General features: G+C 71.7%; 7 protein-coding genes. 6 read left to right on the forward strand and 1 reads right to left on the reverse strand.

Annotated features, from left to right (window positions below; genetic code table 11):
• Window positions 1–121 precede the first annotated feature (121 nt).
• The 3 genes from ACZ5VD_RS27970 (at window position 122) to ACZ5VD_RS27980 (ending at window position 4,955) form a co-directional block, all read left to right on the forward strand.
• Window positions 122–1,843 (forward strand): protein kinase domain-containing protein, encoded by a 1,722-nt coding sequence (locus ACZ5VD_RS27970; RefSeq protein ID WP_468683665.1) that lies wholly within the window; start codon window positions 122–124, stop codon window positions 1,841–1,843.
• A gap of 181 nt (window positions 1,844–2,024) precedes the next feature.
• The gene (locus tag ACZ5VD_RS27975; RefSeq protein ID WP_468683667.1) at window positions 2,025–3,188 is read left to right on the forward strand and encodes a serine/threonine-protein kinase; all 1,164 of its coding nucleotides are present in this window, start codon (window positions 2,025–2,027) and stop codon (window positions 3,186–3,188) included.
• Between the two features lie 93 nt (window positions 3,189–3,281).
• On the forward strand, window positions 3,282–4,955 hold the full coding sequence (locus ACZ5VD_RS27980) for a serine/threonine-protein kinase (protein WP_468683668.1): 1,674 nt from the start codon (window positions 3,282–3,284) through the stop codon (window positions 4,953–4,955).
• A gap of 7 nt (window positions 4,956–4,962) precedes the next feature.
• On the opposite strand, the gene ACZ5VD_RS27985 is transcribed toward ACZ5VD_RS27980, so the two are convergent.
• On the reverse strand, window positions 4,963–7,005 hold the full coding sequence (locus ACZ5VD_RS27985; protein ID WP_468683670.1) for a glycosyltransferase family 2 protein: 2,043 nt from the start codon (window positions 7,003–7,005) through the stop codon (window positions 4,963–4,965).
• Between the two features lie 413 nt (window positions 7,006–7,418).
• On the opposite strand from ACZ5VD_RS27985, the gene ACZ5VD_RS27990 reads away from it, so the two are divergent.
• The 3 genes from ACZ5VD_RS27990 (at window position 7,419) to ACZ5VD_RS28000 (ending at window position 12,770) form a co-directional block, all read left to right on the forward strand.
• Window positions 7,419–9,086: a LamG domain-containing protein gene (locus ACZ5VD_RS27990; protein WP_468547584.1), complete on the forward strand. Its 1,668-nt coding sequence runs from the start codon at window positions 7,419–7,421 to the stop codon at window positions 9,084–9,086.
• A 127-nt stretch (window positions 9,087–9,213) separates the two neighbouring features.
• A complete protein-coding gene (locus tag ACZ5VD_RS27995; RefSeq protein WP_468547583.1) occupies window positions 9,214–10,977 on the forward strand; it encodes a serine/threonine-protein kinase in 1,764 nt (587 codons plus the stop codon).
• A gap of 152 nt (window positions 10,978–11,129) precedes the next feature.
• Window positions 11,130–12,770: a succinic semialdehyde dehydrogenase gene (locus tag ACZ5VD_RS28000; protein WP_468547582.1), complete on the forward strand. Its 1,641-nt coding sequence runs from the start codon at window positions 11,130–11,132 to the stop codon at window positions 12,768–12,770.
• Window positions 12,771–12,841: the final 71 nt, after the last annotated feature.

Consider the following 12,841-nt stretch of genomic DNA (forward strand, 5'->3'; position numbering starts at 1 on the left):
CTCGTCTCCAGAAGCGACAACCGTCACAGTGCGGTCTCCTTGACGCCCCCCTGGTTTCTTTCGACACGGCCGGGTCCCTAGTCTGACCCTGTCAAGAGCATTGCGGGGCAACGTGAATCAGATGCAGGGCCAGCTCCTCGCGGGGCGCTATCGGCTCGCCGAGCCGATAGGCAAGGGCGGCATGGGCCGGGTCTGGCGTGCCCACGACGAGGTGCTGCACCGGGCCGTCGCGATCAAGGAGTTGACCGCCGCGCTCTATGTGTCCGAGAGCGACCAGGGCATCCTTCTCGCGCGCACCCGGGCGGAGGCGCGCGCCGCCGCCCGGATCAACCACTCCGCCGTCGTCACCGTGCACGACGTGCTCGACCACGACGGCCGGCCGTGGATCGTGATGGAACTGGTCGAGGGCCACTCGCTGGCCGACGCCGTCAAGGAACAGGGACGGGTCGAGCCGCGGGAGGCCGCCCGTATCGGCCTGTGGGTGCTGCGGGCGCTGCGCGCCGCGCACTCCGCCGGGGTGCTGCACCGTGACGTGAAGCCCGGCAACGTTCTCCTCGGCCGGGACGGCCGGGTCCTGCTCACCGACTTCGGCATCGCCCAGGTGGAGGGCGACACCGCGATCACCCGCACGGGAGAGATCGTCGGTTCGGTCGACTACCTTGCCCCCGAGCGGATCCGCGGGGCCGATCCGGGGGCCTCCTCCGACCTCTGGGCGCTCGGCGCCACGCTGTACACGGCGGTCGAGGGCAGGTCGCCCTTCCGCCGCACCACGCCCCTGACCACCATGCAGGCGGTCGTCGACGAGGAGCCCTCCGCGCCGCGGAACGCCGGCGCGCTCGGGCCCGCCATCGCCGCGCTGCTGCACAAGGACCCCGCCGTACGGCCCGGTGCGGACGAGGCCGAGCAGATGCTCGCCGAGGCGGCGGAGGGGCGGCGGCCCAGCGCGGCGCAGATGTACGTTCCGACGCAGAACGTGGGGCCCGGGTACGGGTACGGCACGGGCAGCCACACGGGTGGCAACACGGGGGTCGGGGCGCACGGTGGGGCGGGAACGCCGGTCACCGGGACGCCGTACCCGCCGGCCACCGGTCCGACGTTCGGCGCCGGTCCGGCGCACCCCGCTGCCACCGCGCCGGTGACCCCGACGGCTCCGTCCGGCCAGTTCAATCCGGCCGCTCCGTCCGCGCCGTCCAAGCGTCGCCGCCTGCGCACGCTGGCCCTGGTCGTCGCCTTCGCCGCGATCGTCGGCGGGGGGACGGCCGTGTGGTTGCAGCAGTGGAACGAGGGGCGGCAGAACGGGTCCGGTGTGGTCGCCACGCCCCCCACGGGCACCGGCGGCACCGATTCGGCCGCTCCCCGGAGCTCCGTTCCGGACAACTGGGTCCCCGTCGACGACCCGGCGGGGTTCAGCCTCTCCCTGCCCAAGGGCTGGACGCGGTCGGTGTACAGCACCGCGGGCGGCATCGAGCAGATCGACTACTCGCCCGACGACGGCGAGCACTTCCTCCGGATCGCCGTCGACGAGTCGCCGGACTTCGACGACCCGCACGCGCACCAGCTCGATCTGGAGGAGCAGCTCACGCGGCTGGTCGACTACGAGCGGGTCACGCTGGAGAAGAACATCTACCGCGACCGCGAAGGCTCCCTGTGGGAGTACACGTGGACCGCGCAGGCCAAGGACGCGCCCCCGGCGGCGGGCCCGCGCCGGGCCATCGAGGAGACGTACCTGGCCCGGGACGGCGTCGAGTACGCCCTGTACATGTCGTCCCCGGCGAAGGACTGGGCGACGGCGCGCAAGCAGTTCACCGAGGTGTTGCAGGGGTGGCGGCCGGGGACCGGCTGAGTCCTGGCCCCGGTCGAGGCCTCGCCCCGGCCTGGGTGGAGTCTCCGATCGGCGCGGCCCCCCGGTCGTCGGAAGGCGTCGGAAGTCGCCCGCGGTCGCCCGCGGCCCGTCGGCGGACGTCGACGGGAATGGCCGGTCGCCGCCCCGGAAGGGATCCGTCCGGTGCGGCATCATGAGGCGCATGGGGACCGAGGGGGACAACCTCCGTGTGATCGCGGGCCGTTACCGGCTCGAAGCGCGGCTCGGACGCGGTGGCATGGGGGTGGTCTGGCGGGCGAGCGACCAACTCCTCGGCCGTCAGGTGGCGGTCAAGGAACTCCCGCTGGACGATGCGCTCTCCGCGGACGAGGCACGCCGACACCGTGACCGCACCCTGCGCGAGGCGCGTGCGGTCGCCCGGTTGAGCCACCCGCACATCATCGTCGTCCACGATGTCGTCGTGGACGACGAACGCCCGTACATCGTCATGGAGTTGATCCACGGCGGCTCGCTCGCCGACCGTATCGCCGCGCACGGCCCACTCGACGTCGAGGAGGCCGCCCGTATCGGCGTCGCCCTGCTGGGCGCGTTGCGCGCGGCCCATGCGGCGGGTGTCCTGCACCGTGACATCAAGCCGGCGAACGTCCTGCTGGAGGACGGCCGGGTCGTGCTCACCGACTTCGGTGTCGCCCAGGTCGCCGGTGCCACCACGCTCACCGAGTCCGGGGCCTTCGTCGGCTCGCCCGAGTACACCGCGCCCGAGCGGATCTCGGGGACCGGGACCGGGACCGGGGCGGGGACGACCGGGCCGGCGTCCGACGTGTGGTCGCTGGGTGCGCTGCTGTGCACCGCCCTGAGTGGCGAATCGCCGTTCCGGCGCGACTCGTTGGGCGGCATCCTGCACGCGGTCGTCTCCGCGGAGATACGGCCGCCCGCGCAGGCCGCGCCGATCCTGCCCGTCGTACGGGGGCTGCTCGAACGTGATCCCGTACGACGCCTCGACGCGGGGGAGGCGGAGCGGATGCTGCGGGCCTTTCTGGACACGGGCCGTACGGCGGAGAGGTGGGGTGCGGGGGAGGAGCGGTACCGGTACTCGCCGCGCAGTGTGCTGGTCACCGCGTTGCTGGTGGTCGCGATGGCGGGGGCGGGCGTGTCGGCCGCGGCGCTGCTGACGGAGGGGGGTGGGGGCGGGGGTGTGGTGCCGACGAGTTCGGCGCCGGGGACGTCCGTCGGTACGCCGAGCCCGCCGACGCCTTCGCGTACGTCCCCCACGCGCAGCCCCTCGGCCACCCCCTCCGCATCTCCTTCCCTGTCTCCCTCCGTATCTCCCTCCCCTTCGGGGTCTCTCTCCCCTCACCTCGGATAAAAAGGGAGATAAGCGGCAAGACGCGTCACGGGTCTGTGACCGGAAAGCGTCAGAGGTGGAAGCGGACAGGCTTGGCGCGATATGGATGGACCCATGAGCAGCAACGGGGGAGCCCCTTACGGGGCCGACGAGCCAACGAGTTTCGGTCTGCAACCGCCGAACCCGCACCCGCTGAACCCGCATGCGGCGGTGCCGCACCCCGACAACCCGTACGCGGCACCGACACAGGTCGTGCCGCAGCGGGCCGCGCACGAAGCACCGCCCCAGGACCCCGGCATCGGCCGTGTCATCGCCGGTCGGTACCGGCTGCTCGCCAAGCTCGGGCACGGCGGCATGGGCACGGTGTGGCGGGCCAAGGACGAGACGGTGGATCGTGAGGTCGCCGTCAAGGAGCCCCGCGTACCGGATCATCTTCCCGAACGTGAACGTGTCAACGCCTTCGAGCGCATGCGCCGCGAGGCACGGGCCGCGGCCCGGCTGGACCACCCGGCCGTGGTGAACGTGCACGATGTGGCCGTCGTGGACGGCCAGCCGTGGATCGTGATGGAGCTGGTGCAGGGCCGTTCGATGGGCGACGCCTTGCAGGAGGGCACCCTCGGGGCCCGGGACGCGGCGAGAATCGGCCTGGAGGTGCTGGGTGCGCTGGAGGCCGCGCACGCGGCGGGCATCCTGCACCGGGACGTCAAGCCGGACAACGTGCTGCTCGGCCGGCACGACCGGGTCGTCCTCACCGACTTCGGCATCGCCCAGATCGAGGGTGAGACCAATCTGACCGACACCGGCGGCTTCGTCGGTTCGCCCGAATACATCGCGCCGGAGCGGGTGTTGGGCCAGCGTCCCGGACCGGCGAGCGACCTGTGGTCCCTCGGTGTGGTGCTGTACGCGGCGACGGAGGGCGTCTCCCCGTTCCGCCGCAGCAACACCCCGGCTACCCTGCAGTCCGTCCTCAACGCGACCCCGGCGCCGCCCGCCGCGGCACAGGGTCCGCTCGCCGAGGCCATCAACGGTCTCCTCCAGAAGGACCCGGCCCGCCGCCCGACCGCCGCGCACGTCCGCGACCTGCTGGAACGCACCGCGAACCCGCCGGCTCCGGCCCCGACCCAGGTCGTCACGGTCACCGGTACGCCCGCCGCGGCAGGCGGCGTCCGCCTCGGCCGCAAGACCCTGATCGGCCTCGGTGCGGCGGTCGTCGTCGCGGCGCTGACGGCGTATCTGGTGCTCGCGGATCCGTTCGCGGGGCCGCTGCCGGACGGTTGGAGGACGGCGAAGGTCGAGGATGTCGCCGCGACCCTGGCGGTGCCCGGCGACTACAAGAAGTCCCTGCCCGACCGGGAGTCCGACAAGACCCACTGGGTGACCTACACCGATGCCAGCGGCGTCATCTGGATCCACCTGAGTCTCGACAAGAAGGCCGAGGACGCGAACAGCCAGATCGCCGGGTCCGCGGCGGCCGAGATGTACGACGACGACGGCGAGTTCAGGCAGAGCGGCGCCTACGAACTCGACATGCCCGCCGAAGGGTTGAAGACCAAGCCCGACAACGCGACGTACCAGGGCAAGATGGCCGCCGAGAACACGGTCGTCTACGACACCGACGACACGGAGAATCCCCGCCCGCGCGAGCTGCGGATCTTCTACTACAAGTCCGCCGCCACCGGCGACATGTACAAGCTCTACGTCGGCTACCCGGGCAAGGGCGACTTCACCGAGCGCGGGCGCGAGGTGGCGAGGACGGCGATCGCGAACCTGGACGTCGACAAGCTGTGACGGTCCGTCACCTCCGCTTGCCGACGGCCCCCTTCACCAGCCCCGTCTTCGCGACGAGCAGCGCGAACCGCTCCTTGTGGGCGACTTCGGCGGTTCCCGCGGCTGCGGTGCCATCGGCGGCTACGGCCGTTTCGGTCACGGGCTTCGCGTACCAAGGCGTGCCCCGCCTGCGCCACGTGCCGACGGGGAGCTTCTCCGGCAGGGCGGGGAGCGCCACCGACCAGTCGCCGAGGCGGAGTTCGCCGCTCCAGACACCGACGGGCAGGTCGGTGACCTCGATGCGGACGGTGAAGAGGTCGCAGTGCGGGGTGCGTACACCGGGGACGACGGCCGTGCCGCCGGTGTCGCTGGTGAGGGTGACGGTGAGGTCGCCGTCCGGGAACGCGTCCAGCTTGCTGTGGCCGGTGAGCAGCAGCTCGGTGGGGTGACTGGCCGACCAGCGGTACGAGTCGAAGGCCAGCCCCGGGGCCGCCCGGTGCTTCTTCTCACCGAGGTCGAGGGTGAAGTTGCCGTACGGCTTGGTGGTGTAGAGCGTCACCGCGCGCAGGCCGTCCGGTGTGGCGACGACGCGGGTCCGGGCCGCCGGGGAGACGGTGGCCGCCCGCTTGCTGCCGATGCGGACCTCGCGCGAGACGCCCTGGGCGCCGACCGCGAGGGAGATGTCCCACAGGCCGTCGGCGAGGGGCGCGCCGTCGGCGGCGGTGGTCAGGTCGACGACCGCGTCGAACCCCGCCCGGTCGTACCGGAACCGGCCCCCGTCCTCACCGGCGCCGAGCCCCGGGGTCGCGGTGTGGGTGACGGGCAGCCGGTACTCGATGCCGCTGTCGCGCTCGCGCAGGACGAGTTCGGTGCCGATGTCGCGGGTCTCCACGCGGTGCAGGTAGGCGTGGCCGGCCAGGCGGAGGGTGGTGGCGCGGAGGGTGGCGCGGGTTACGTGGTGGCGGATGGCCAGCTGGTCGGTGACGTCGTAGCAGCTGTCGGAGACGGCGGCGGCGGGGTCGCGGAGGAAGGGGTAGCGGGCGTAGGCGCGGCCGTTGTCGCAGAGGACGGGGGTGGCGGCCGTGCTCTGTTCCAACTCCTTCTCGAAGTCGATCAGTTCCAGCAGTGCGTCCAGCATCCGGTGCCGGATGAGGTGCAGTCGAAGCCGGGCCATGGCGGAGAGCCGGTCGTCCAGGCCCTCGTGCCACAACGGGGCGATGATCTCGGAGAGCCGGTCGAGGGCCTGCTCCTGTGTGGCGCGGGACTCCGGCGGTAGCTCGGCCAGGAGTTGCTGCATCTCGATGGTCAGGTGGCGGTGGGCGAGATGGTCGCGGCCGGGGCCGGCCGGGACGTGCTTCAGGATCATGTCGACCACGCGCGGCAGGAACTTCAGCCGGGGTTCGGTGCCACCTGCCCGCAGCGTGATGTTGCCGCCGTCCTCGCGCTCGACCCAGAACAGACAGTCGTAGTCGGCGAGGACGGAGATGCCGGTGGCGTGGAAGTACGCGAGTCCGACGAAGAGTTGGTCCTCGCCGATGCTGAGGTCCGTCGGGAACCGCAGCTCCAGTCGCCCCAGCAATTCCCTGCGGAAGAGCTTCATCGGGTTGAGCGTCCAGTAGACGCGTGAGGAGAAGACGTCCGTCTTCGGCTGGTTGCGCCGGAACATCGACTGGGGTGCACTGCGACCGCCGACGCCGACCATCTTGCCGAGGACGATGTCCGTGCCGTTCGCCTCGGCCATCGCCACCATGCGCTCCAGCGCCTCGGGCCCCAGGTAGTCGTCGGCGTCCAGGAAGAACACGAAGGTGCCGCGGGCGAGGTCGAGGCCGGTGTTGCGGGGGGCCGCGGGCCCACCGGAGTTCTCCTGGTGGACGACGCGCAGCAGGTTCGGGTGCAGGTCGGCCAGCCGGTCGAGTTCCTCACCCGTGCCGTCCGTGGAGCCGTCGTCGATCGCGATGACTTCCAGCTGGTTCCGGCCGATGCTCTGGCCGATGACGGAGGTGACGCACCGCGTCAGATAAGGCATCGCGTTATAGGCGGCGATGATTACCGAAACGGTGGGGCTGGCCATCGTCACGCACTCCAGAGCAAAAAGGGGGCACGCCCCCTGTTTATGCGTGGCTTCGCTGTGGTGCTTGCGCAGCCTCCGCCCCTTCCGGGGAAGGCGCCGGACGGAATGTGAAGATACCATGAGCCTTTCCCGTTAATACGTCTGATGTTGTGTTGACCGTTCCCACGGCGCGGTCGTATTCGGGCCGGGGCAGGGGCGAGGGCTGCGGCGGCCGACAGGGCGTTGTCGTCGGCCGGTTGGCACGGACGGATGCCGTCGAGGAACCGGTGCGGGCCGGGTGTCGCCCGACGGAAGCGGCCCGGCGCCGCGATCACCAGCAGCGGCGGGCTTCTACGGGCAAAGGCCCGGTATTAAGGTCATCCTCTTCCGTGACAGATCTTGGGGGGACCTTGAAACAGTACGTAGGGGCGCGTGTGGCGACAGCGTGCGCCGTCGCGGCACTCGGTGTTGCCGGGACGACCGGTGCGGCATCCGCGGCCGAGGCGCCGTCGGCTCCGGTCGTCACGTCGCAGGAGTATCCGGACGACAGTAAATGGCATGACGGCGTCGGAAGTTACGGCACGTTTCTGATCGACTCGGCGTCCGACGACGTGGTGACCTACCGCTACGAGTGGCTCGGCCGCCCGCCGCGGACCCTCACGGCGGCCGAGCCCGGCGCTCCGGTCTCCCTGAGGTGGATGCCGGAGAAGGAGGGCCCCACCTATCTGCAGGTCCAGGCGGTCGACGCCGCGGGCGACGTCAGCGCCACAACGACCTATTACGTCATGGTCCAGGACGGCCGCGCGGCCGTCACCCACTGGGACCCGGACGACCAGTCCGGCGCGGTCACCGGATCCGGCGTCGCCCTCGGTGCCTCCGGTCCGTCCGGCACCGGCATCGCCTCGGCCGCCGTGTTCGACGGCACGGAGGAGGCGTACGCGACGCTCGACTCGTCGGTGGACTCCGCGCGGAACTTCTCGGTCGACGCCTGGGTGCGGCCGGACGCGCTCTCGGCCGGCTCGACCGCCGTGAGCCAGGCGGGCTTCTCGCTGGGCACGGTGGCCGGCTCGACGGGCGACCCCGTCTGGTCCTTCACGCTCCCGGCCGCGGACGGTGGCACGGTCCGCCTCACCGGCGGCGCCCCGGAACAGGGCGAATGGGCGCACCTCACCGGTGTGTACGATGCCGAACTCGACAGCGCCCGGCTGTACGTCGACGGAGAGCTCACCGGCACGGCCGAGGACGTCGACGCGGCGGGCGGCGGAGGAGCGCTCCGCCTCGGCGCCGACGGGAACGGCGGCCACTGGCAGGGACTGCTCACCGAGGTGAACGTCTGGGACCGCGTGTTCGTGCCCAGGGAGATCACGGCCGCGGCGACCCGCACAGCCCGGCGCCTGGGCTACTGGGACCTGGAGACGGAGACCGACGGCAAGAGCCCGGCCCGCGCCGGGGGCGAACCGCTCACCCTGGCGGGCGACGCGTCGATCTACGCCGCCACCGACGACTGCCCCTGGAACCCGGACTGCACGCCGGTGAAGTACCCCCTGGTGGGCAACGGCGACCTGCTCCTCGACGGCGACGGCGACTACGCCACCACGCCCACCGCCCTCACCCCGACCGACGCCGGTTTCTCGGTGGCCGCACATGTGCGCCTCGACGAGGACTCCGCCACCCGTGACATGACGGTGCTGTCCCAGCCTGGCGAGCACACCGACCTGTTCACCCTGCGCTACGTCGCCGCCTCGCAGACCTGGCAGGCCGTGGTGGCCCACGAGGACCGGGCCGACGCGCCGACCACGACGGTCAGTGCGCCGGTCGAGGAGGACGCTCCGGCGGGTGACCAGTTCCTCGCGGTGGTCTACGACGAGAGGACCGACCAACTGCTGCTCTATGTCGGCGATGTCTACGCCGCCGACACCGCGAGCGTGACGGGCGCCGATACCTGGACGCCGACAGGCGCCCTCCAGGTCGGTCGCACCCTCACCGCGGACGGCGGCACGGACCACCTGGCGGGAGAGGTCGACGAGATCCACACGTACGCCGGTGTGGTCAGCCGCACGCAGCTCGCCATGTTGGGACTGGGCGGCAGCGACATCGCCTGACGCGCGAGCCGGCCGGGCGGCACGCCACTTGACGGGGCCGCCCGGCCGACTGCCCCATTGACTCGCTCCGTCGACTCGCCCCATCGGCGCGTCGACAAGGAACCGTTCCGCGCGGTACTCATGGTGCATGAGTACCGACGGGGACGCCGGACGCGACAAGGGCCGTACGGTCGGCGGGCGTTACCGGCTGGTCGAGCGGATCGGGTCCGGGGGGATGGGCACCGTGTGGCGGGCCGTCGACGAGCTGGTCGGGCGGGAAGTCGCCGTCAAGCAGCCGCGGTTGCCCTGGGATCCGGAGAGCGAGAGTCATCAGCGGGCCGCGCACCGGCTCTATCGCGAGGCCCGTGCCGCGGCCCGGGTCGATCACCCCGCCGCCGTCTCCATCCATGACGTCGTCGTCGAGGGAGAGGGCGAGGGTCAGGCCGAGGGGAGTGGCGGGCTCCCCTGGATCGTGATGGAACTCGTCCGCGGCGAGTCCCTGCACGAAGTCCTCCGGCGCGGCCCCGTCGAACCCGCCGAGTCCGCCCGGATCGGCCTCGCCGTCCTCGGCGCCCTGCGTGCCGCGCACGCCGTCGGCATCGTGCACCGGGACGTGAAGCCGGCGAACGTCCTGCTGGGCCCGCATCGCCGCGTCGTCCTCACCGACTTCGGTATCGCCCACGTCCAGGGCGAGGAGTCCCTCACCGTCAGCGGGGAGTTCGTCGGCTCGCTGGAGTTCATCGCACCCGAGCGGATGTCCGGCCGGGGAGCCGCGGGCCCCGCCTCCGACCTGTGGTCGCTCGGGGTGCTGTTGTACGGGGCCGTGGAAGGCTGGTCGCCCTTCCGCCGTACGACCCTGGAGTCCACCCTCGCCGCGATCCTCGCCGCCGACACCCCCGAGCCGAAACAGGCCGGGCCGCTCGGGCCGCTCATCGTGCGGCTGCTGGAGAAGGATCCCGAGCGGCGCCCGGAGGCGTCGGAGGCCGCCGCGGTACTGGAGGCGGTGGCGGAGGGCCGGCCGGTGCCGGGTCCCTTCGGGGATGTCGAGGACGAGGCCGTGGCACAGGACGCTCTGGCGCTCAGGGAGTTGGCGGAGGACGTCGGGACGGTGCGGTTGGGGGACGCCGTACAAGCCGTACAAGCCGTACGACCGCCCGAACCGGAACGTGATCCGGAACGTGATCCGGAACCCGAACCGGCACCCCGACCCGAAGCCGAACCCGCAGCCGAACCGGAACCCGAGCAGGTCCCCACGCCGAACCCCACCACCGGCCCAACTCCCGCCTCCGCCTCCGCCTCCACCCCCACGCAGCCCCCACCCCCCAAGCACCGCGTCCTCCGCTACTGCGCTCTCCTCGGTGCCCTCCTCATAGGAGGCATATGGCTCGGTACCTCCTCCTTCGGTACGGACGCCGAGACCGGCTCCGCGGCGGAACTCACCCCCGGTCCGGGTCCCACCCGCTGGACACCTCACCCCGAACCGGCCATGAACGCCACCCTCACCCTCCCCGCCACCTACAAGGAAGCCGCCCGGGAGGGCACCGCCGCGGACCCGCCCCGGCTGGTCGTCTACGACCTCGGCGACACCGTCCAGGTCCGCCTCACCCAGTGGGACAAGGCGCCCCGTTCCCCGGGGGCGCAGGCGCGGGCCGCGCACGACTCCTGGGACAGCTACCACGGGGACGCGCGTACGCAGACGACCTCCACCAGCTTCCACGGCGACGACGCCGTCCTCGTGGACACGGCGTACGACCTGGAGGAGCGTCCGACCCGGGTCATGCAGTTGATCATCCTGACCGCGGACCGGCGGATGTACGAGCTGCGCGTGGACATGCCCAAGGGCACGAAGGACGAGAGGAAGGGCACGGCGGTGTTCAAGGCGGCCCGTGACCGCCTCAAGATCGGAAAATAACCGGGACACCGTCCGCAGCCGATGTCCGGCACCCGGCCAATGCCCTGATCAGGGCATTCCCCGCCAGTGACCGCTGGCGCCATGTGTGTGGTCGGTGAATCCCGATTACCGACGGGTACCCAAAGCCTTCCAGGCGTCATACCCTGCGGCTCATGACGGACGCGCAGGCCCCGGAGCAGGCCACGGAAAAGACCGGTACGGCAACGACCGGCACGAACCCTCTCGCCCCCGCACCCGAGGGCGCCCGCACCGCCGCCGACGTGGTGACGCCCGAGCTGGTCGCCCAGCTCACCAAGGGCGTGGTCGGCTCCGGCCGGACCGCGAACCACACCCCGTTCACCGGGGAGAAGCTGGCCGACCTGCCCGAGTCCACCCCCGAGGACGTGCGGCAGGCCTTCGAGGCGGCCCGCAAGGCGCAGGCGGTGTGGGAGAGGACGCCGGTACGGCAGCGTGCCGCGGTGTTCCTGCGCTTCCACGACCTGGTCCTGGAACGCCAGGCCGAGGTCCTGGACCTGATCCAGCTGGAGACCGGCAAGGCCCGCCTGCACGCCCACGAGGAGGTGCAGGCCGTCGCCGTCGTGGCCCGGCACTACGGCCGTAAGGCCTCCTCCTATCTGCGGCCCAAGCGGCACGCCGGCGCCGTCCCGGTCCTCACCAAGGTCACCGAACTGCGCCATGCGCGGGGAGTCGTGGGCCAGATCGCCCCCTGGAACTACCCCCTCGAACTCTCCGTCGGCGACGCGATCCCCGCCTTCGTCGCGGGCAACGCGGTCGTGATGAAGCCCGACACGGAGTCCTGCCTCACCGCGCTCTGGGCCCGCGACCTCCTCATCGAGGCCGGTCTGCCCGCCGACGTCTTCCAGGTCGTCCTCGGCGAGGGCCCGGTCGTCGGCCCCGAGGTCGTCAGGCACGCCGACTACGTCACCTTCACCGGCTCCACCCGCACCGGCCGCGAGGTCGCCCAGGGCGCCGCCGCCCGCCTGGTCGGCGTCTCCCTCGAACTCGGCGGCAAGAACGCCATGCTGGTCCTGGAGGACGCCGACATCGAGAAGGCTGCCGCCGGCGCGGTCCGCTCCTGCTTCTCCTCGGCCGGCCAACTCTGCGTCTCCATCGAGCGGTTGTACGTCCACGAGTCGATCGCCGACGCCTTCCTGGAGCGCTTCGCCGCCCGCACCAAGTCGATGCGCCTCGGCACGTCCCTCGCGTACGGAGCCGACATGGGCTCCCTGGTCGGCGCAGACCAACTGGAGACCGTCAGCCGGCATGTGGACGAGGCCGTCGCCAAGGGCGCGAAGGTCCTCGCCGGCGGGGTGGCCCGCCCCGACATCGGCCCGTACTTCTTCGAGCCGACGATCCTCGACGGCGTCGAGGCCCCGATGTCCGTGTGCGCCGAGGAGACCTTCGGTCCGGTCGTCTCCATCTACCGCTTCACCTCCGAGGACGACGCGGTCGAGCAGGCCAACTCGACGGCGTACGGCCTCAATTCGTCGGTCTGGACGAAGGACGGCCGGCGTGGCCACGCGGTCGCCGCCCGGTTGCGCACGGGAACCGTGAACGTCAACGAGGGCTACGCCTCCGCCTACGGCAGCGTCCAGTCCCCGATGGGCGGCATGAAGGACTCCGGTCTCGGCCGCCGCCACGGCTCCGAGGGCATCCTCAAGTACACCGAGTCCCAGACGGTGGCCCAGCAGCGACTGCTGCCGATGGCCCCGTCGCTGGGCATGACCGACGAGGCGTACGCCCAGTTCATGAGCCGCAGCCTCCGGCTCATGAAGGCCTTCCGTTTCCGGTAGGCGACCCAGGGGCGCGGGGCCGTGACCATGTGCGGCTCCGCCGCCCGGGCGCGACCGGCCCCGAACCACTC

The organism is Streptomyces sp. NPDC032822 (genome assembly GCF_055578825.1).

Coding starts and splice junctions, on each gene's coding strand:
- ACZ5VD_RS27980 (WP_468683668.1), top strand. CDS start 3,282: ATGAGCAGCAACGGGGGAGCCCCTTACGGGGCCGACGAGCCAACGAGT.
- ACZ5VD_RS27995 (WP_468547583.1), top strand. CDS start 9,214: ATGAGTACCGACGGGGACGCCGGACGCGACAAGGGCCGTACGGTCGGC.
- ACZ5VD_RS27970 (WP_468683665.1), top strand. CDS start 122: ATGCAGGGCCAGCTCCTCGCGGGGCGCTATCGGCTCGCCGAGCCGATA.
- ACZ5VD_RS28000 (WP_468547582.1), top strand. CDS start 11,130: ATGACGGACGCGCAGGCCCCGGAGCAGGCCACGGAAAAGACCGGTACG.
- ACZ5VD_RS27985 (WP_468683670.1), bottom strand. CDS start 7,005: ATGGCCAGCCCCACCGTTTCGGTAATCATCGCCGCCTATAACGCGATG.
- ACZ5VD_RS27975 (WP_468683667.1), top strand. CDS start 2,025: ATGGGGACCGAGGGGGACAACCTCCGTGTGATCGCGGGCCGTTACCGG.